The organism is Paenibacillus taihuensis (genome assembly GCF_003386535.1).
GTDB classification, from domain to species: domain Bacteria; phylum Bacillota; class Bacilli; order Paenibacillales; family Paenibacillaceae; genus Paenibacillus_Z; species Paenibacillus_Z taihuensis.
Window position 1 is genome coordinate 59,527 of sequence record NZ_QTTN01000010.1, and the last position, 20,322, is coordinate 79,848.

The following is a 20,322-nucleotide window of genomic DNA, read 5'->3' on the forward strand; positions in this document are numbered from 1 at the left end:
GCTTCGTATTAAAGCTCAGCCGCAATCTGCTGGCGGTATTCCGTAGGCGTTACATTCATTTTGCGCCGGAACACTTGCGTGAAGTGACGTACGTCGGCATAGCCGATCCGCTCCGCAATTTCAGCGAGCTTAAGGCCCGACTGCTGCAGCAGCTCTTTGGCTTGTTCAATGCGCAAGCTGATGACATAATCCTTGTAGCCCTGACCTGTCTTCTGCTTGAACAGCTGGCTGAAATATATCGGATTCAAAAAAACGACCGAGGCGACCCTCTCCAGCGACAGTTCCTCGTTGTAGTGCGCCTTCAAGTATTGCAGCGCAACCTCAATGGCTTTGTCACCGCTGCCTTCAGGCCTGTCGCTCGCTACAGGGGCAGTCGCTTGGCGCAGACGACGAACCTCCTCAGGAATACGGCTGAACTCCTTAATATCGTCCGAATAGGTGATATGGAAGGGTACCTTCAAGTAATGGCTCAGATGCTTATGCAGATCCTGTGCCAGCCCTTCCTCTGTCTTGTTATTCTTCAGCTGCACCAAGCCAAGCAAGCTCTGCCGGTCGAAGCTGACGACGAAGCCTTGGCCATGCAGATCGATCAGCTCCGAGAGGACATTTTCGATAATAAAATGCTCCAGTTGAACGTTCTTCACCGCTTCCTCGATCCGCACCATTACGAGGCGGAACTCCGGATAACGCTCGATAAGCGGCGCAATGTCGAGGTTGCCAAGCGCAAGACCGGACGCCAAACGCTGAAACACCGCTTCGCGCAAGTATTTCAGGTTCGTCTTCAAGAGCTCGCCCTCCTTCGTGGAGGCCGTCTCTTCCCTTGCCTCTTCGGCTAGCTGATCAATCAATTCCTCTAGCCGCTGCTTGCCGATTGGCTTCAGCAAATAATCGCGTGCACCTAGACGCACCGCCTTCTGCGCATAGGAAAACTCCGAGTGCGCCGAGATGACGACCCACTTCACGTGCGGATACTTCCGGCGGGACATCTTCATAAATTCTAAACCATCAATACCCGGCATCAAAATATCAGTCAGCACGATATCAATCTGCTGGCTTTCCAAAACGTGCACCGCTTCCTCCGCAGAAGCGGCCAAATGGACTTCATATGCCGGGAATGCCCGCTTAATGGTTCGTTTCACACCTTCACGAATGACGCTCTCGTCATCCGTAATGAGGATACTCACTGCCATATGCAGCTCCTCCTTCCTGCCTTCGATCGCAAACCTCTACTGACAAGGAACAGTAATAATTACCGTGGTTCCTACATCCGGTTCGCTCCGCAGCTCAAGCCCGTATGCTTCACCATACATATGGCGAATACGCCGCTGCAAATTGACGAGCCCAATGCCGCCTTCACGCCGAACTGCTTCCAGTCCTTCCTCATCTGTCGCTGCTTCCTCAGGCTTATCTAGTAATGTATTAATCCGTGCTAACTTGTCAGCATCGATGCCAATACCGTTATCCTGCACCATAATGTGCAGCTTCCGGTCCTCTGCTTCAATAAAGAGCCGCAGCTTCCCTTCCCGGTCAATCAGCGGCTCCAGGCCGTACTTTACCGCATTCTCAATGACAGGCTGCAGCGTCATCTTCGGCAGCGGCACATTCATCTGCGTATCATCGACGTCGATATCCACGGTGAGCCGCCCCTCGAGACGTGTCACAATGATGGTCAAATAATGCTCCGTCTGCTCGATTTCCTCTCGCAAACTGACGGCTACGCCTTGATCCCAATGGCTGCTGTAGCGGAACAGCCGGGACAATGACAACACCACTTCCCCGAGTCGGTCATGCCCCTTCTCGTCGAGCATCCAATAAATCATATCGAGCGTGTTATATAGAAAATGCGGATTGACCTGCGATTGCAGCGCTTGCAGCTCCGCGTTCTTCTCGCTGACCGATGAAATCTTCACCCGCTCGATCAGCTCGGCGATCTGATTCACCATCTGATTAAACGAGGCGACGAGGATATTAATCTCCTGATAGGACGTCACATTAAGCGAGCCGCGGAAGTTACCGATCTCAACCTGTTTCATCTCAGAGATAAGCCGTTTCAGCGGCGAGGAGATCGTCCGAGAGAATATGGTCGCAATGAGAATCGCAACGAGAACAAGCGCGGCGCCAACATAGATGAGAAAACGCTGCGTCTCAATCAGCTCCACGTTAAGGTCACGCTCCGGCGTCACGCTAAGCACGGTCCATTCGGCAAAAGGCAGCTGCGACGCCACAACGAGATTCCCGTCATTTTCGACAACGACGGGTAAGCCGCTCTTCGGTTTTGGCAGCTCGGACAGCTTCCCTTCGTCCCAGGTTTGGGACGTCGATGAGATGACCTCACCGCTGCTCGACATCAAGTAAACCTCGCTATGTACGCCAAGCTTCAGGTTCTCCATCGCACTAATGATCGCCTTGGAGCTCGTCTCGAAGAGCACGATGCCGACTTGCCGGTGATTATTCAGATCGTAGATCGGCCGCCCAAATGCAAACACGGAGCGGTTCTCATTCTGATCAATAATAGAATGCTTATAAACCCCGAGCCAAACCATACTGCCGCTGGATTGCCGAATTTCTTCGTACCAGTGCGATTTGGTGTACTCCGGGTCGATCACATTCGCATAATTGCCGTAATTGTATACTTTCCCTTTATCCGTCAGGACATGAATGCCGATCAGATCTTCCTGCGAGAGGAAGACTGCACCGAGAATATTCGTAATCGCCTGCTCATTAAAATAATCGACAGCAGGGCTGTCGACTGATGGCGTACTCATAATTCGGGAAAAATCATTGTTGCCGATGACAGACTTGGACATGCTGTCATAGCCTTTGAGAAGAAGATCAAACAGGCCTGCCGTCTGCGAGACGTTCTGTTTGGACAGGCCGCTAACCTTCTCTTGGAACTGCACCGTTGTCCGGTTGTAATACAAGATGCTGACAATCAGTACGATGGCTGACATGCTGATGAGAAACAGCACGAACAGCCGGTACTGAATGGAATGTAATCCCCGTGACACGTTCGCGATCGCCCTTTCCTCCGGGCTCCCCGATTATCCTTTAACTGCACCTGCAACCATACCCTTCGTAATACGCTCCGAAAGGACGAAGTATACAAGCAGTACCGGCAATGCGCCGAGGATAAGGAAAGCACCAATTGCGCCATAGTTAACGTTGTATTGGCTGACAAAAGTATATACACCGAAAGGAAGAGTTTTCAATGATTCTTTGGATATAAATGTCGCTGCCATGATGTACTCGTTCCAGATCGTAATGAACGTCAGGATACATACAGTCATAATCGGCGGTACCGAGATCGGCAGAATGATGCTGCGGAAGATCCGGTATACGCTTGCGCCATCCATGAACGCCGACTCTTCGATCTCCGCTGGGATGCCGCGCATGAATCCGCTTAGGATAAAGACGGCAATCGGCGTGGAGAACGTGATGTAAGGCAGAATAAGCGACCAGCGCGTGTTCAAGATGTGCATGTGTTTAAACATAACCATGAGTGGCAGCAACGTTGCTTGCATCGGAATCATCATACCGAGCAAGAACACGAGCGTAACAACTCCGCCAAGCTTCCATTTGAACCGGGAAATCGCATAAGCGACCATCGCGCTCAGTACGATTACGCACAACAGGGTAACCGTTGTTACAAGCACGCTGTTGCCGAGGTATTGCAAGTAATGTCCGCCCTTATATGCGGCTTTATAGTTAGCCCATTGCGGCGAGCTCGGCAGCGAGAAGAAGTTCGAGCCGAGAATTTCCTCGTTCGTTTTGAGCGAGTACATCACTAGCCAAAACAATGGGTAAATTTGCGTAATGACAAGGATCGAGAGAAGCAGATACACGAGCCCTTTTTTAAAACTTGCCATGATCTATTGTTCTCCCCTCTTAGGTGTACTTTGCTTCGACTTTTTTGAAGACGAAATTGATGAATACCGTGAATACCAAACAGATGAACACGAGTGATGTCGCTAGTGCGCTTCCGTATCCGTACTTCAAGGATAGGAACGACTGGGTGTACATATGTGTAGAGATCGTATCTGTCGCGTGTGCAGGGCCGCCGCCAGTCATAACCCATACCAGATCAAACGCCTGCAGGGAGCCGATGAACGCGAGGACGATCGAGATTTTGAAGATCGGGATAACCATTGGGTAAGTAATGTACCAGTCGGCTTTGAAGCCTTCTGCGCCATCGATCTTGGCTGCTTCATACACTTCCGTCGGAATGTTCTGCACGCCTGTGTATTGAATAAGCAAGTGATAGCCGAAATATTGCCATAGGGATACAAAGTACAAGCAGTACATCGCAATCTTCGGCTCTGTCAGCCAGCTGCGTGTCCAGCTTTCAAGTCCAAGCGAATTCAGAATGCCGTTGAGCATACCGCCCATGTCAGCCGGGTTGTAGATCGTTTTCCAAAGTTGGCCGATGATTACGACCGAGAGAATAACAGGAACAAAGTAAATCGAAACAAGGGTGTTTGCTTTACGAACATAGCGGTTCATCAGTGCTGCTACGAACAAACAGACCGGGATTTCCAACATAGAGAATACTGCGTAACCAAGCGTGTGACGCACCGAAGGCCAGAAGTTGGTGTCGTGGAACAGCATCGTTTTAAAATTATCGAGCCCGATAAATTTCGCCTTATTGATGCTATCCCAGTCCAGCAAGCTGTCATAAACAGCCACGAGGATTGGTACGAACACGAGGCCGATGTAGAGAATCAGACACGGCAGGACGAAAACTGCAATTGTACGGGCCGGGACTTTTAAAACATTCACGTGGGTTGCCTCCTGAGTCGTTAATGATTGTAAAGAAAGTCGAATGCGGATGGAGATCAGCTAGTGCCTCCACCCGCAAACGACTTATCCATATTTTAGAGCTTACTTGTTCGAGTCGTATGCCGATTGGTGCTCGTTTGCAACGTTCGCAGGGTCAACCTTTTGAACGAACATGTTTTGGATGCTGCTAAGGTGAGCTTGTGCGATTGCTGGCTTCATTGTGTTATCGAATGCAAGGTCGCCGCCTTTAACGTTCTTGAACAGGTCAAGTACTGCGATTGCAAGGTCGGAGTAACCAGCTGCTTTGAAGTCGCCAGTCATGATTTGACCGCTGCCTACTGCGTTTTTCAGTTCGAACTGCTTCTTAGGCATTTCTGTCATGAAGTAGTTCAAGAAGTCTTTCGTTTCTTTCAGGTGCTTGCTGTTCGCGGAGATCGCGAAAGCGGAACCTGGAGCAAGCATGTATTGGTCTGGATCGCCTTTGCCTTTAACTGTAGGGAACTTGAAGACGCCAACTTTACCAGCTACAGAAGAAGCGTCGATTGCGCCAGTTTCCCAAGTACCCATGATGTACATGGCTGCTTTACCTGTTTTGAAGAGGTTACCGCCAGTGTTGTAGTCAAGGGAAGTTGCGCCGTCCGGGAATGCTTTTGCTTGGATCAGATCTTGGAAGCTCGAAACAGCGCCCGTGAATGCTGGATCTTTAAATGTTTTCTTGCCATCAAGAACGTCTTGCAGGAAGCCAGGGCCGCCGTTTGTGCGAAGAAGAACGTTCATGAACAAGAACGAACCTGTCCAGGAGTCTTTCTCGCCGATCGCGATTGGCGTGATGTTCTTCGCTTTGAGCGCTTTAACATCAGCTACGAGATCTTCGAACGTTGTTGGTGGAGCCGAGATGCCCGCTTGTGTGAACAAGTCTTTGTTGTAGTAAACAACTTCGATGTTGTTGCCGTCTGGCAATGCGTATACGTTGTTGTCGAAGCTGTAGGAGTCAAGCAGACCTTTTTGGAATGTATCTTTCAGGCCGTTCTGATCGAGCATGTCGTTCAGCGGTGCAAGCAGGCCAGCGTCAACATACGGCTTCATTTGTGCGGACGGGTTCACGATTGTGATGTCCGGTACTTCTTTGGAAGCTGCTTGTGTCTTCAGCTTCAGTTTTTGTTGGTCCGTGTTCAGGGAGTCCAGCTCGATCTTAACGTTCGGGTGGTCCTTCTGATATTGGTCAACAATCGTGTGAAGCATTTTGTACGAAGGTGTCTCAGGGTCTGGGTAAATGTTTTGGAACGTGATTGTTACATTCTCAGCAGCTGGTTGGTTTGTACCAGCGTTCGTACCTGTATTAGCCGAGTTGTTTGCAGAATTGTTGGTATTATCGTTTTTGCTTCCGCAAGCTGTTGCGCCAAGAAGCAATGCTGCCGCAGTAACTGCGACTGCTGTTGTTTTTAATGCTTTGTTAGCCATTTCTCTAATCCCCCTCGGGTTGGTATACGCTTATTATCATGCACTTAGGCTTTACCAACAATGCGTGAAATTAGGGACTAGGGTTTGTGTTTTCAAGATCAGCATGTAGAAAAATGTCGCTCGTGCTATGATAAAACTATAATTTTTCAACCGAAATGGAGGGAATTGGAAATGCCGTCTATGGATTCGATACGTAATATTTATTGTGTAGGACGCAATTATGCCCTTCATGCCAAGGAGCTTGGCAATGATGTGCCGGAGGAGCCGATGATCTTCTCGAAGCCAACGCATGCGCTGCATCCGGCGACAGGAAAGCTTGCGCTGCCAAGCTCGATCGGCGAGATTCATTATGAGGTGGAGGTCGTTGTGCGCATAGGTGCGAGCTACCGCCCAGGCATGAAGGTGGACGAGCTGATCGACGGCATCGCCCTCGGCATCGACCTGACGGCGCGCGATGTGCAGTCGAAGCTGAAGGAGAAGCGTCACCCGTGGCTGCTTGCAAAAGGTTTCGTCGGCTCCGCGGTGCTGACGGCGTTCACGGAATTTAGAGGAGCGGATGAGTTCGAGGCATTAAACTTCAGCCTCATTAAGAATGATGAGACGGTGCAGCAGGGCTGCCCGAAGGATATGATCTTCCCGCTGCAGCAGCTGATCGACTTCATCGGCTCGAACATGGGCCTTGGCGCCGGTGACATCATCTACACCGGCACGCCGGCCGGCGTCGGCCCGCTCGCCGATGGCGACACGCTGGAGCTGCGCCTCGTTTCCGGCGGCAGCGAAGTGACGTATGGTCCGCTTTATGTGGACATGGGGTAAGAGCGAGCGCGCTTGGCGCCAGGGATGAGGGAATGTGAAAAGAAGCCGAGGGCCCGTTGGGGATTCCTCGGCTTCTTTTTTGAGCGGATGCGGGGCTGGGAAAGGACGAGAGAACGCATTTGTTCTCTCGTCTTTGTTTTTGGTTAGTTTTGGCGTTGAGAGCGCGTATTTGTTCTCTCGGCGTTATTTTCGCGCGGTGAGCTGGTCCGTGAACGGATGAGAGAACGTACTTGTTCTCTCAGCTTTGTTGCTTCGGAAGGCCTGCCTCGCAGCCGCCATTATACTTATCGAGAGCGGCTTTTCCCTCTCTCGGCGGGCGATTCGCCTGTTTTCTCGCCTGAGAGCGGGTTTTGCCTCTCTGGGGAGCTAAATCCGCGCGCTGCCGCTCATTCCGCTTACTGAGAGTCGGTTTTTCCCTCTCTCACACACTGAATCTTCACCGCCTGAGCTCGATCCGCATACTGAGAGTCGGATTTTCCGTCTCTCAGCGCAGAAATCGCCCAAATCTCGAACTGAGAGTCGGATTTCCCGACTCTCAGCACCTCAAACCATGCAAATCCCCGGCTTCGCACCTCCGAGAGTCGGTTTTCTCGACTCTCAGCAGCGCGAATCGCCACTTTCATGCACGAGTGTCGGATTTCCCGACTCTCACTCAACAACCGTGATCCGACTCGGAATGTTCGCCAAATTCGTGCACACGATCTCGACTCTATGATCGGCATGGAGCTTCTCCAGTACATCAGGCACAATGATTTTGTAAGGCTTCAACTTACCGTCGTCCCGCAGCACGTGAATGATCCGGCCTTCCTTCTTCACGATCCGGCCTCGAATCGTTCGCCTCGCTTCGGTCAACAGATCGATCAGCAGCACAACGAGCAGCCCAAACAAGACAAGGCAAGCGAGAAAAAAGATAAAGCCAAATATCGCCGGCATCATCTGATGATCCATGGTCACCAACCGAATGACAGCCAGCGTGAATTGCACTGCGAATAGCACAACAAGCAGACCGATTGTTTTGTGCGGCTTCAGATGCATCGCGACTTCCCCCAGTCCCCCAAGCAATCTTTTACTACTCCTGCAAAAACCCCTGATCTACCGACTTCTGCACCAACTCCTGCGCATACTCCCACAGTCTATCCGAGGCATCCGCAATCTCCCGATTTCGGCTTAACACCTGACCGCTCGTAATCCCATATTTCTGCCACGTATCCCCATGATTATGATGATTGTGAATGAGTGGCTGCAGCCGATCGAGCGCACTGGCAAATTTGGCTTCTTGACTCTCTTTACGCTCAAACTCCAGCCACAGTTCCTTCAGCTCCGCCGCCTGTTCCTCCGGTAGCAGCCCAAAGATCCGCTTAGCCGCATTCATTTCCCGCTCGAACTTATCCTCATTGCCCTTCGTATCATAGGCAAACGTATCGCCAGCGTCGATTTCGACCAAATCATGAACGAGCAGCATCCGCAGCACCTTCAGCAGATCGACCTCCGCATTGGCATGCCCCTGCAGCACCAGCGCCATCATAGCGAGATGCCATGTATGCTCAGCGTCATTTTCAAGCCGATCACCGCTCATAATCTTTGCTCTGCGCTCCACTCGCTTCAGCTTGTCGATCTCAATCAGAAACGCCATTTGCTTGCTAAAATTGTCTTCCATACGATCACTCCTATCGTCCAGCCTGCCGATTTGACAGAATTTAGTTAATAGTATACACGATTAACGAGGTGAACGGACCGTCAGACGCTCAAGGACTTGCCGTTCAATAACAAAAAGCCCATCCCCGGACATCAGCATCCAGGAATGGGCTTTACTCACTTCTATTCGTACAGCGCAAGCGACGTCAAATTAATCGCAACCACTTTGTCATCCTTCAGCTTAAAATCCAGCGACAACCGCTTCGTCTTATCGATATAGCCGATCGAATCGCCGAGCGTGTAGTACTCGTCGCCGTACTGCTTCAGCACTTGTTCCTTCGTATCGCCGAGCCTCAGCCCCTTGGCAGTCGCGACCTCCGGCCCGATCGAGTACCCGATGACCTTGCTGTCCATCGTCGTGTACTGATAGTCTTCGTACATGAACAGGAACGTCCGGCCGCCATCGTTCATGGTCCGCTCCGGCTTGCCCAGCTTGTCGACAAGCTCTTTCTCGGTCATGCCGAGTTCCACGTCTCCGCCCTGCTCTGCGCTCAGATCGGTCGAGCTCACCTTATCGCTTACCGACAAAGGCGTCTCGCTCTTGCCTCCGCACGCAGCGAGCAGCACCGCGAGGCCGAACACCAGTACAACCATTTGCATTAACCTTTTCATCGTAAAAATAATTCCATCCCTTCAAGACGTGACCCGCCGCAGCACGTCAAGCCAGCTTAGCTTACAGCATGCCCCGCAGACGGTCCGCAAGCACTTGCATCATGCTTCTCAGTACGTCGATATTTTGGAAGCATAACGCAAAGACTTGATCGCGGTGCAGCTGAAGCACGACCGTCCGGTCAATCGCCGTACAGTCTGCCGAACGAAGTCCGCTGTCGATAACTGCCATCTCGCCGAAATACTCGCCCTCGCCAAGTGTCGCGAACGTCTCGCTGCCTTTATGAATACGAATGCTTCCCTCTATGATACCGTACAACGTATCGCCGTAATCATCAACCCGGCACACCGATTCGCCAGGTGCATATTCCACTTCTTCCACAACTTGCGCAAGCTTGATGACATCCTCCTGCGATAGACGCGCGAAGAGCTCGATCTTCTGCAAGATGAGCACCCGCCGCAAAATCGTCTCGCTCTGCATCAGATGCGCATTCGCCGTTTCCTCATCCGCCGCCTCTACCGAGACTGCCACTTCCTGCTCCGCAGTCGTCGCCGGAGCAGCCGCCGTGCGCGCGAGCTTCGAGCGCAGCCGCCGCGAGAGCAGCCGCATCATCTCAAGCGCGATGCCGGTGCGGTCGAACATGACATCATAGAAGGCTGCCGAATCCAGCCGCAAGAGCACGAGCTCCTCCTCGGCCACAACCGTCGCCGTGCGCATCCGATGCGTAAGAATGGCGGTCTGCCCGAACGTCTCGCCCGCGACGCGCTCGTTTACCTTGTCATTGCCTTGGTACACAGCAGTTCTGCCGCTGCGGATAATATATAACGCATCGCCAGGATCGCCCTGACTGAACACCGTGCTGCCCTTCGGATAGACAAGCTGCTCCATCCGCAGCGCGAATGCCGCCAGCTCTCTGCCTGTCAGCCCTTCAAACAGCGAAACCGACTTCAGCATGGAGATACGCTCCATCTGATCGCCAAGCCACACTTCGTCCACCTGCGCCGCCGAAGCCCCAGACTCCCCTGCTCCGGCACCAACTGATATAGCTCCGTCGGCAATCCGCTTACCGCGTCTAGCAGCGGCAAACTGAATAACTTGGCACAGCCACTCATCGCCTTGATCGTACAGCCATGCCAAATTCGGAAGCACCGCCTGCTCCCGAGCAGCTCCCGCGCCAGAGCCAGCCGCGCTCCCCGCAGCAATACTCTGCGGTGCAGCCATCAGCTTCGCCAGCTCCATCCGCAGGTTTCCCTGGACGAGCTGATCGATAACTTCCGCCGCATTCGCCTGCTGACGCGCCTGACCTTCGGTCCAATTCACATAAACAGCGCTAATCGTGCTTGCATCGTAAATAAAGCCGAGCAGCTGGAAGATCCGTTTGTTCATCGCAAAACGCGACTGCTCAATAGTCTCGGCAACTTCACGATAACCATCCACTGCGCCGATATCCCGCTGATACGCGGTAAACTTCCAGTACAGATCAAGCTCCAGATAGATATGCATCTCCATCCGCTTCGAATCGATGAACGAGATTCCTTTGCGCATGCGCGCCATCGCCTCAAGCAGCTTGTCCCGGAGATCGAAGCTGGATGCCGGATACCGCTCCACCAATACGTCGAATGCCGCTTGGCCGCCGATGCGCTCGAATACTTTCGGCAAATATAGCACGACGGCATCCTGCTCGAAATACAGCACTAGCAGCGGCAAAATCGTCTTCTCTTCATATGCGGCGAGCGCTTCAACCGCCGGCTCTCTCGTCTCGTTATGCTGCAGCAGCGGCACGATGTGCGGCACAAGTTCCGCCACGCCTAGCATCGCAGCCGACTGCACCGCATATTTGCGAACCTGCGGCGAATCATCCTTGAGCAGAGGAATGAGCGGCTTGTAGAATTCGCGGATCCCAATCTGCCCGAACAGAATCGCCATCTTCATCCGTTCGTCTTCGTGCGAGCTTTCCATAAGCTGCTTCAATGTACCGACGGCGCGGAACATTCCATCAATGCCATAGTACTTAATTAAGCCCGCAATCGCGGCGGACTTCAAATCCATATCCTCGGCAGTGAGCCGTTCTGTAATCTCGTCCAGGTACTCTTCCTTCGCATACGCAGACAGCGCCAACACCGCACTTGCCTTAACGTGGCTAGAGCCCTCCTGCTGAATCTGTGCAAGGAGCGTCTCCTCTTGCCCTGCCGGACGAACCCGCTCCATATACCGAAGGGCCTCCACGCGCACTTCTTGCGCCGGATGCTGCAGCAGTCCTTCCATATGCGGCATCAGGTCAAACCCGTCTACCTCTTGCAAAATCTTCAGCGCATACAGCACCTGTGCCTTATCGGGATGCGTCAGCGTCCCGGTTAATACAGCAAGGCTAGCTGGGTCCATCAGGTCGAGCTGACCTTCCTGCAGATCATGCCCTCTCGTCTTCAACGTGGACAGAAGCGCCTTCAAGTAAGCGCCTTTGACCTTCACCGCTGCAAAAATACAGACGCACAGCAGAGCCAGAATAACATAGCTGAACTGCTGCGTCGTGAGCAGCTGCGAAAGCCCGATAAGGCTGATCGCCGCTACGCCTTTAGCGCCGTTGCGGACGATGCCGTCGAGGAAGCTCTTCGCCTGATTACGCCACTCCGGCGGAACCGGGAACATGATGAGCTGATTGACGGAGGAGTTGATCGTATCGCCAAGCACCTTGTCGCTGCCCTTCACGATGACGACCATAGCCAGCACCGGCATGAGCAGGACGCCGAGACTGCCTGTGAACAGGGCGATCGGGAACACTAGAATCGCCGCCATAACGCCGAATCGCGTCAACAGCTTGCCAGCGATGAACAACTGAACGAACAGGGCGAGCAAGCCGGAGAAACCGTAGAAGCTACCCATGAAGCCGGCGAGGGCATCAGAGGGCAGCGTACTCTTCAGGATGACTTTGAACTGATAATCGATCAGCGTCAGCGTGATGACGAGCGCCGCCGACATGATTGCGACGTACTTCAGATGCGGTACGTTGTGGAACATGCCGCCCTTGCTTTCTTTGGCCGCCTGCTTCTTCCTCGATGATGAGCCAGCCTGCTGATTCTGCTTGCGAACCGCGAATACGCTCGCATCCGAGCGCCGTCTCAATTGAATAACCGCTACAAGCGCAATAAGCTGCATGCCCGCATAGAAGAAAATAAGGTTCGACGTGCCCACGAGCGGAGCGACGGCCTTCAGCCCGAAACCGCTGACGATGCTGCCGATCAAGCCGCCGCTGCCGACGAGGCCAATCGTTCGTTTTACTTTACGCTGATCCAGCACCGAGGTCGCAAACTGCCAGAAGCAGACGACCATCAGGAAGTTAAACACGTCATAACCGACGTAGATGACCGGATACACCCATTTGAAATCGAGCCCCACACCGAGCCTCGAGAGAAGCACGAGCGATGAAAGGAGCGGAATCAGCACATAAATGAGCTGGTCCAGCCGAAACCGCGGACTAATTCGTTGAAAAAGAAAGCCGATCAGAATAAGCGCTGCCGCTTGCGGCACATACATAAACGACAGCTGCGAGGCGCCAAAGTGGGACAGGAACAGCGCATCGGCTGCCGTTCGCCCAATCGTCGAAGCCGAAGTGATGGCAAATAAATAGAGGACCAGGAACAGCACCTTCGTGTATTCTTCCTTGTCCTCTCCGAACCTCTGGATCGTTTGGGCGATCATCCCTGATTTGATTTTCATCCCCGCAGCTCCTTAATCGCAACTCGCATATTTCTCTATTTTATACCAAAAATCTGGTTCTAGGGAACTAGAGAAAATCGAAAAAGGAACTGCCTGATAGGCAGTCCCTCATACAAGATTTATAGATGGCTATTCACTAACAGGCGGGGGGGTCTGTTCTTCTTCCGCAGGCTCTTCCGGCGAAACGAAGCCGCGTTCATCTACTCTGCAGTCCTCGCAGATCCAGCTCCGACCGACCTCGCCATGACCGTTTACTTTCCCGCAATGCTCGCAAGTAATTGTTTGCATCTTCAGTCTCCTTCCAGGGCGGATTGATCTGTTACATACACACCTTTATTAAAGCAGATCGTGCCCAAGGATGCAGTGATGTTCGTCACACGAGCAAGGGCAATTACCATCACCGTCATGGAGAAAACGAGCGCGCGATGAGTGAACTCAATCCAAGCATGGATATCCCAGGTCCACGGTGCGATCGACCCGTTACATAGCGGCCAGCTCTTCCCGCAGCCGGTAACCGAACCGGTCAACGTATCGACGAACCCGGATAGATTCACGATATAGACGACAAGGACGGTCAGCCACCCTAACCGGATTAGTCCCTTCCCCTGCTTATTCTGAATCATATGCTGTCAACTCCTTTGTGCTACATTGCGCTGCTACTTAATCTGGCATCATCTTAATCGCTTCCTCGCCCTAGAACGTGTGATTCCCGTCACATTCTCCGCCGCGGTCAAACATCGTTCAAGTCTTTTCGACTATTTATCAACATGGGTGAAAATGTTCCGATTGGTGTGACTTTCATCACATCACTAGGGCGCATTCTGAGTTATGATGTAGGCAAAGTGTTTACGGGAGGGCTGAGCTTGGCAAACGGACAGCACGTTGGAACGCCAAACACGGCATGCTTCTCCGCCGTGCAGTTATCCAGATTGAAGAACGTCATGCAAGAGTGCAAGCTTAGTGCAGGCTCGTTTATATACAGGGAAGGCGATCCGGCCGACAAGCTTTATTTTCTCGTTCACGGCAGCGTACGGATTACGAAAGCAACCGATGACGGGAGACAGCTGACCATCTACTTGCATCAGCAGGGGGATCTGTTCGGCCAGGTCGATCCGTTCCACGAATCGGCGCATTCGTTCGGCGCAGAGGTAATCGAGGATGCCGTGGTTGGCATGATTCCGCGCAAAGCGCTGGAGGCACAGCTATCGCAGCATGGCGAATTTGCCGTGGAGTTTATGAAGTGGATGGGGCTCATGCACCGGATGACGCAGACCCGGATGCGCGATCTCATTCTGTTCGGGAAGACCGGCGCGCTCTGCTCGCTGCTCATTCGGCTTGTCAACACGTATGGCGTGGAGTCGTCGGAAGGACATATTAAAATCACTAGGAAGCTGACGAACACGGAGCTCGGCGACATGATCGGAACCACGCGCGAGAGCGTCAATCGGATGTTAAGTGATTTGAAGAAGGACCAGATCATATCTAATGACAAAGGCTACCTGGTCATCGAGAATCTCGAGTATTTGCGCAGTCTATGCTTCTGCGAGAAATGCCCGAAGGAGATTTGCCGGGTTTGAGGAGAGGAAACCGAGAGACCCGTATTGGGTCTCTCAGTTTCTTTTTCGCGCGGTTTCGGCGCATTTCTGCTAATGCAGCCCGCCAAACCAGCTTCTTTCGCCATTCCCGACGCATTTCCGCTAATGTAGATACCTGGAAGCCCTTCTTCGCTCGGATTCGCCGCTTTTCCGCCAATGTAGATACCTGGAGGGCCTTCTTTGCTCAGATTCGTCACTTTTCCGCTAATGTAGATACCTGGAGGCTCTTCTTTGCTAGGTTTCGCCGCTTTTCCAGCGCATGTAGTCCACCAACCAGCTTCTTTCTCGCTCGACCACCATTTTCCCCACATATAGTCCACCAAACCAGCTACTTTCGCCATTTCCGCCGAAATTCCACTAATTGTAGTCCACCAAACCACCTAAATTCCACTAATGTAGTCCACCAAACCAGCTTCTTTTTCGCTCCACCACCATTTTCCCCGCATGTAGTCACCAAACAGCTACTTTCGCCATTTCCGCCGTGAGCGGTATTGCATCTATCAGCAATTTTTCGCGCGATTTCGGTGCCGAGAGTGCCGATTTGGAGCTCTTGCGCCTCGATTTGTGCTCGGCGCGCGGGATTTGCGTGCTGCGAATCGGATAATCCCACTCTCAGCCAAAATCCCGGCCGTTTCGCTGCTGAGAGTCGGCGATGTAGGAAATAAAATAGGATTCGTGACCACGTGGACCAATCAAAAACGGAACGTTTATTCCATACCCAATGAAGAATCAGAAGAAAAGCTGATATTGAAGAAATCAGACGGATATTTCTTATTCCTCCAGGAGTAATAGAAAAAGGTACAGCTCCTCCAAATGATGAGGGTCTGTACCTTTGAACCAAGAATTAAAGTTCAGCCAATCCCCGGCAAGTCAATCAGCATAAACGTTCCGCCGTTCGCCGACGTAATCGCAAGCTCCGTCACCTCCGTGATGCGCGCTGCGTCACTGCGGTTCAGCGGGTTCGTGCCATTCAGCGTAACGTCGCCTTCGTAGACGAACAGGTAGATTTTGCGGTCAGGTGCTTGGCTGAAGTTTACGGTCTTGCCCGCTTCCAGCTTCGACAGGTAGATCGACAGATCCTGATGGATCGTCACAATCGACTCACCCTTGATGTGGTTCGACACGATCGGCAGCAGCGCATTGACCATCGCCTCCTGATCGTAAGCCTTCTGCTCATAAGAAGGCGTAAGCCCCTTCGCCTCTGGCAGGAACCACAGCTGCATGATGTTCGCCACTTCCGTGCTCGACGAATTGACCTCGGAATGCAGGATGCCCGTTCCCGCCGTCATCCGCTGCACTTCGCCTGCGCGCAGGATCTCCTTGCCGCCCGTATTATCTTCATGCGCCAGCTCGCCGCTGATCACAACCGTCACGATCTCCATATCGCGGTGCGGATGCGTGCCGAATCCTTTGCCAGGTTGAATATAATCCTCGTTAAATACCCGCAGCGGGCCAAAATTCATGTTGTTCGGATCGTAATAATCCGCGAACGAAAAACTAAAATTATACTGAAGCCAACCGTGGTCCCCCGAATACCGGGATGATGCCGGATACGTCGTAATCATGAGTGGAGCACTCCTTCTATGCTTATGTTTTTTATATTCACTTACTTTATGTAAGTATGATAGTGTGCTATAGTTGACCTTGTCAAGGAGGGATCATTATGGACCATTTGTACATTCGCCACACTGTCGGCGGCCGTTTATTTCTTGATTCGAAGAAGCATGAAGTGACCTTTACTATTGTACCTGCAGGCGACCGCGAAGGCTGGAAATTGACCATTGACCTTGCGGACGCTCAGATTGCGGAGGACCTCTGCCGGCATAACGATGAGCTGAACATCTTCGTCATCGAGAACGGCGCCGTCGACAAGAAGACATGGTATTATTCTACACACGGACTCGTCGAATATAACAACGCCGATGCGAAACTAACCATTCTTGCAGACGGCAAAATCGATTACAACGTCTAAGACCTCCATCGCGCGGTTACACTAGTGGAACATTCTGCTAGCAGCGAGGCGAGTTCAAAACACATGAATACTACGATTGAAACGATTATCCGATCCATTGCCGCATTCGTTCTCATCATGATTATCGCGCGCATAATCGGCAAACAAACGTTAACCCAGTTAACTTATCACGATTTTGTCGCTACCATCACGCTTGGCGCAATTACGGCGAATTTGGCCTTCAACACCGACTTGAAGTCGTGGAATCAGATTACGGCATTGCTGACGTTCAGCGGAATCGCTTTCCTCATTGCCGTCATATCGCTGCGAAGCCGGCATTTGCGCAAGTGGGTGTCAGGCAAGCCGACCATCGTCATGGAGAACGGCAAGATTCTGGAGCATAACCTCCGCAAGCTGCGCTTCACGCTCGATACGCTCAATCAGGAGCTGCGGGAGAAAGATATTTTCGACATTAATGAAGTCGAGTATGCGGTGCTCGAACTGAACGGCAAGATTTCCGTACTGAAGAAGCCGCAGTTCCGGCAGGTGACGAAGAAAGATCTTGGCGTGAAGACACCTGCCACAAACAGCTTCCCCGTCGAGCTCATCATGGACGGCAAGCCCGCCGTTACCAATATGGAGAACAGCGGACTTGATATGGACTGGCTGAATAAGCAGATGCGGCGCCGGGGATTAACGCTCGATGATGTCTGTTATGCGGTACGCGGAACGGACGGAACGGTGTACTTCGATTTGTACCATGACCAGTTGAAGCATCCGATCAACACCGAGTAGCCGCCGCCCCCAGTCCAACACCTTACAACCTTACACCCAGCCCCAGAAAAACCCGTCACGCTCCCAAGCTGCGCGCCCGCCGTGCAGCTTTTTAAATATTTTCTTCACTTCTTTGTCGATCGACTCATTGCCGTTCTCGTTGACGTAAATAAAGCGCTCGCCGTAATGCGCTTTAATATAAGCCACCGCCTGCTCCTGACGCAGAATCCCCGCCGTTTGCAGCTCCTTCAGCATCCACTCCGCCACTTCCTGTGCCGTATGCTCCATCATTTTCACACATCCTTCACTCAAATCTATTGTTACCTTTACCTGGAAACCCCGTATGTATCCTTATCAAACGCATACCTATGAATAACAGCCCGTATCACCAAAAATTGATCGTGGAGGGGTACACTTATGCAAGTCGTCGAACCGAATCCGAGGAAAGCCAGAGTGAATATTCGAGCTTATATTTGGTTTGCTGTCCTGATCGTCGTCGGCCTGATCGTCGCTTTTAACGGCTTTGCCACTGTCCAATACGGCAACGTCGGTCTGTACAAAACGTTCGGCAAACTGAATGATAACATACTGTCGCCAGGCATTCATATGAAAATCCCATTCGTTCAGAGCATCATCCAAGTGAACGTGCAGGTAACGAAAGCAGAGACGGATACGTCGGCTTCTTCCAAGGACTTGCAGCCGGTGTCCACGCATGTCGCGGTCAACTATTCCGTAGATAAAGCAGCGGCTTACAAGCTGATGAACAACGTTGGCGGATCGTTCGACAGCGTCATCGTCAATCCGGCGATTCAAGAGATCGTGAAGGAGGTTACGGCAAGGTATCCGGCGGAGGATCTCATCGCGAAGCGTGATATTGTGGCAGGCGAAGTGAGGGAACATCTGACGACGCGGCTTGCGAAGTACAACCTGATCGTCGCCGATATTAACATCGTGAACTTCAAGTTCTCCGATGCGTTCAACCAGTCGATCGAGGCGAAGCAAGTCGCGCAGCAGCAAGCGCTGAAAGCCGAGAACGACCTGAAGCGCGTGCAGATCGAAGCGAAGCAGAAGGTTGCGCAGGCGCAAGCGGATGCGGAATCGCTCAAGCTGAAGAAGCAGGAAGTAACGCCGGAGCTCATCCAGCTGAAGCAGATCGAGGTGCAGGAGATGGCGGTCGATAAGTGGGACGGCCGTCTGCCAAGCGTAACAGGCGGCGCGACGCCGTTCATCGACGTCAACTCACTTGCGGGCGGCAGCGGCAGCAGCAGGGCCGTGAGTGTACCTGGCACGAGCAGCGAGGATCAGTCGGCTGCGGATGATGCAGCGGCAGCGACTGCGGACGGCTCGAACAGCAGCAACAGCAGCAGCAAATAGGCGGTAGGCAAAGAGGCGCAGGAGCTTAATCCTGCGCCTCTTTAATGCTAAGAAAGGCTTAGCTTTTCAATCATTTATTCGGCCCGAATAAGATCAGTATACGAGGTCGATCTAGCCGATTATAGATAACAAACGATTAGGAACCGTTTATGACAGCCCGCGGGAAGGATTCAGACAATAAAAAAAGCCCCATCAGATGGTTAGTCCGATGCGGCTTTTGCCGGTTTGCTCCGGTTATAGACGATTTTTTTGATACTATCACTGGAGAGACAGTATTGTGAACAGAGCTCATCAATGGTCATCCCACTGGCAAAGTGGCAGCGAATCTCTTCGTTTCGCAGCGAAAGCATTCGCTTGCCGCCGGAGTTCTCTCCCCATTGCTTCCTTGTACCTTCAGGCGCTGGTATGTACACCATTCCGCCGCTTACATATTTCTGTATTTCCTTCAATAATTCCGATGGGAAAATAACGTATGCATTCCTATATTTTTTCATATCGCTCTGCTCCTTAAAATTTATAATCTTTAAGGCAGCAAAGTCTATCCTGCAAACTAGGCGGTCAAGCTGTTTCTGAAGCTCCATACAAACAACCGCCGTTGTTTATAGTGTAGACCTTGCATAGAGCTTCTAGTGAATATTGCATTCAACATTCGCATCTCCTCCTTTCGTCTTGTTTTTTTTGGAATTATTTTCTATAACTCCTCACTCACCCTATTCGTCGCCATGCTTCGAACTCCTGCTTTCTTCGTTATGCAGCTGTGCATGAAAACGCGATAACACGCGCAAAACCACTTTGTTTAGCGAATGAGCACTTCCTTTGTCACCCGTGCAGGGACCGGCTTTCGGACCGCGAATATCGATATAAACTACATCTGAACGGAGTGATTGGAATGATGGAACTTGTTAAAAGCAAGGATGCGGCTGAGTCGCTGAACGTGAGCCAAACGACGGTCAAACGCTGGGCTTCCTATTTCCCGCACTATTTCCAAAAGGACCGCTTCGGACACTATATCTTCACACCGCAGGATCTCGCGATGCTTGGCCTGATTAAAGCAGCGCTGGAACGCGGCGAAACGATGGATCAGATCGTGCTGCCCGAGCCTCAGCCTCAGCCCGAACCAGAGAATGAAAATGCCCAGCAGCTCATAAAACTGCAGGCGCTGCAGGAGTCCGCATCAGCAATGAATGAGGCGGTACAAGAAGTCGCAGCTGCTGCCGCCACTCTTGAGCAGACAGATCTTCAGACCCGCCTCCGCAATGTCGAACGCAGGCTGGACCAGAAGGCCGACGAGGTCGTCGTCGCCCAAGTGCTGCAGCACCGCGAGGAGCTTGATGAACTGCGCCGCATGGTTGATATGCTTGCCACATCCATCGAAATGTCTCGCAAGCCATCGATGGCAGAACTTCAAGCAGCAGCAGCCGAGACAGCAGCGTCATCATCCAATGGATCGCCTTCACGCAAGCGCGGCTTGTTCCGTTCATTGTTCGTTTGGTTCTAGGTCGTCTTCGTCTTGATATAGTTAAAGCCCGGTCCCCCCTGTGGGGCCGGGCTTTCTT

20 protein-coding genes are annotated in these 20,322 nt (G+C 52.2%); 6 read left to right on the top strand and 14 right to left on the bottom strand.

Annotated features, from left to right (window positions below; translation table 11 throughout):
• Nucleotides 1–8: 8 nt before the first annotated feature.
• From A8990_RS10685 to A8990_RS10705, 5 genes are all read right to left on the bottom strand, one after another.
• Nucleotides 9–1,184 carry a response regulator gene (locus A8990_RS10685; protein ID WP_116189113.1) on the bottom strand — a complete coding sequence of 392 codons (1,176 nt, stop codon included), beginning with the start codon at nucleotides 1,182–1,184 and terminating at the stop codon, nucleotides 9–11.
• A gap of 42 nt (nucleotides 1,185–1,226) precedes the next feature.
• Nucleotides 1,227–3,008 (bottom strand): sensor histidine kinase, encoded by a 1,782-nt coding sequence (locus tag A8990_RS10690; protein ID WP_116189018.1) that lies wholly within the window; start codon nucleotides 3,006–3,008, stop codon nucleotides 1,227–1,229.
• Between the two features lie 33 nt (nucleotides 3,009–3,041).
• Nucleotides 3,042–3,866, bottom strand: a complete 825-nt coding sequence (locus A8990_RS10695; protein ID WP_116189019.1) for a carbohydrate ABC transporter permease — start codon at nucleotides 3,864–3,866, stop codon at nucleotides 3,042–3,044.
• Between the two features lie 19 nt (nucleotides 3,867–3,885).
• Nucleotides 3,886–4,776 carry a carbohydrate ABC transporter permease gene (locus A8990_RS10700; RefSeq protein ID WP_116189020.1) on the bottom strand — a complete coding sequence of 297 codons (891 nt, stop codon included), beginning with the start codon at nucleotides 4,774–4,776 and terminating at the stop codon, nucleotides 3,886–3,888.
• A gap of 102 nt (nucleotides 4,777–4,878) precedes the next feature.
• The gene (locus A8990_RS10705; RefSeq protein WP_116189021.1) at nucleotides 4,879–6,237 is read right to left on the bottom strand and encodes a sugar ABC transporter substrate-binding protein; all 1,359 of its coding nucleotides are present in this window, start codon (nucleotides 6,235–6,237) and stop codon (nucleotides 4,879–4,881) included.
• A gap of 180 nt (nucleotides 6,238–6,417) precedes the next feature.
• Here A8990_RS10705 and A8990_RS10710 point away from each other — a divergent pair, with 180 nt between their 5' ends.
• Nucleotides 6,418–7,053, top strand: coding sequence for a fumarylacetoacetate hydrolase family protein (locus A8990_RS10710; protein WP_116189114.1), 636 nt, complete (start codon nucleotides 6,418–6,420; stop codon nucleotides 7,051–7,053).
• Nucleotides 7,054–7,701: 648 nt separating this feature from the next.
• On the opposite strand, the gene A8990_RS10720 is transcribed toward A8990_RS10710, so the two are convergent.
• The 6 genes from A8990_RS10720 to A8990_RS10740 all read right to left on the bottom strand — a co-directional run bounded on the left by A8990_RS10720 (nucleotide 7,702) and on the right by A8990_RS10740 (nucleotide 13,695).
• Nucleotides 7,702–8,115 carry a hypothetical protein gene (locus A8990_RS10720; protein WP_147306795.1) on the bottom strand — a complete coding sequence of 138 codons (414 nt, stop codon included), beginning with the start codon at nucleotides 8,113–8,115 and terminating at the stop codon, nucleotides 7,702–7,704.
• Between the two features lie 7 nt (nucleotides 8,116–8,122).
• Nucleotides 8,123–8,710 (bottom strand): HD domain-containing protein, encoded by a 588-nt coding sequence (locus A8990_RS10725; RefSeq protein WP_116189024.1) that lies wholly within the window; start codon nucleotides 8,708–8,710, stop codon nucleotides 8,123–8,125.
• A 161-nt stretch (nucleotides 8,711–8,871) separates the two neighbouring features.
• Nucleotides 8,872–9,360, bottom strand: a complete 489-nt coding sequence (locus A8990_RS10730; RefSeq protein WP_147306796.1) for a hypothetical protein — start codon at nucleotides 9,358–9,360, stop codon at nucleotides 8,872–8,874.
• A gap of 61 nt (nucleotides 9,361–9,421) precedes the next feature.
• A complete protein-coding gene (locus A8990_RS10735) occupies nucleotides 9,422–13,072 on the bottom strand; it encodes an Npt1/Npt2 family nucleotide transporter (RefSeq protein WP_116189026.1) in 3,651 nt (1,216 codons plus the stop codon).
• A gap of 129 nt (nucleotides 13,073–13,201) precedes the next feature.
• Nucleotides 13,202–13,360, bottom strand: coding sequence for a hypothetical protein (locus A8990_RS31515; RefSeq protein WP_181909508.1), 159 nt, complete (start codon nucleotides 13,358–13,360; stop codon nucleotides 13,202–13,204).
• 2 nt (nucleotides 13,361–13,362) lie between these two features.
• Nucleotides 13,363–13,695, bottom strand: coding sequence for a COX15/CtaA family protein (locus A8990_RS10740; protein ID WP_116189027.1), 333 nt, complete (start codon nucleotides 13,693–13,695; stop codon nucleotides 13,363–13,365).
• Nucleotides 13,696–13,929: 234 nt separating this feature from the next.
• Between A8990_RS10740 and A8990_RS10745 the strand changes: the two genes are divergently transcribed.
• On the top strand, nucleotides 13,930–14,649 hold the full coding sequence (locus A8990_RS10745) for a Crp/Fnr family transcriptional regulator (protein ID WP_425463900.1): 720 nt from the start codon (nucleotides 13,930–13,932) through the stop codon (nucleotides 14,647–14,649).
• An 869-nt stretch (nucleotides 14,650–15,518) separates the two neighbouring features.
• On the opposite strand, the gene A8990_RS10755 is transcribed toward A8990_RS10745, so the two are convergent.
• Nucleotides 15,519–16,232 carry a pirin family protein gene (locus A8990_RS10755; RefSeq protein WP_116189030.1) on the bottom strand — a complete coding sequence of 238 codons (714 nt, stop codon included), beginning with the start codon at nucleotides 16,230–16,232 and terminating at the stop codon, nucleotides 15,519–15,521.
• Nucleotides 16,233–16,330: 98 nt separating this feature from the next.
• Here A8990_RS10755 and A8990_RS10760 point away from each other — a divergent pair, with 98 nt between their 5' ends.
• Together A8990_RS10760 and A8990_RS10765 are read left to right on the top strand one after the other, a co-directional pair.
• Nucleotides 16,331–16,639, top strand: coding sequence for a hypothetical protein (locus A8990_RS10760; RefSeq protein ID WP_116189031.1), 309 nt, complete (start codon nucleotides 16,331–16,333; stop codon nucleotides 16,637–16,639).
• A 63-nt stretch (nucleotides 16,640–16,702) separates the two neighbouring features.
• Nucleotides 16,703–17,413, top strand: a complete 711-nt coding sequence (locus A8990_RS10765) for a DUF421 domain-containing protein (RefSeq protein WP_116189032.1) — start codon at nucleotides 16,703–16,705, stop codon at nucleotides 17,411–17,413.
• 30 nt (nucleotides 17,414–17,443) lie between these two features.
• On the opposite strand, the gene A8990_RS10770 is transcribed toward A8990_RS10765, so the two are convergent.
• Complete coding sequence (locus A8990_RS10770) at nucleotides 17,444–17,680, bottom strand: DUF6953 family protein (RefSeq protein WP_116189115.1); 237 nt, start codon at nucleotides 17,678–17,680, stop codon at nucleotides 17,444–17,446.
• 129 nt (nucleotides 17,681–17,809) lie between these two features.
• Between A8990_RS10770 and A8990_RS10775 the strand changes: the two genes are divergently transcribed.
• Entirely contained in the window at nucleotides 17,810–18,766 is a 957-nt protein-coding gene (locus A8990_RS10775) for a prohibitin family protein (RefSeq protein WP_116189033.1), read from the top strand.
• Nucleotides 18,767–18,966: 200 nt separating this feature from the next.
• Here A8990_RS10775 and A8990_RS10780 read toward each other — a convergent pair whose 3' ends face one another.
• Nucleotides 18,967–19,347, bottom strand: coding sequence for a CD3324 family protein (locus A8990_RS10780; RefSeq protein ID WP_425463898.1), 381 nt, complete (start codon nucleotides 19,345–19,347; stop codon nucleotides 18,967–18,969).
• A 308-nt stretch (nucleotides 19,348–19,655) separates the two neighbouring features.
• Here A8990_RS10780 and A8990_RS10785 point away from each other — a divergent pair, with 308 nt between their 5' ends.
• Nucleotides 19,656–20,264, top strand: a complete 609-nt coding sequence (locus A8990_RS10785) for a MerR family transcriptional regulator (protein WP_116189034.1) — start codon at nucleotides 19,656–19,658, stop codon at nucleotides 20,262–20,264.
• Nucleotides 20,265–20,322: the final 58 nt, after the last annotated feature.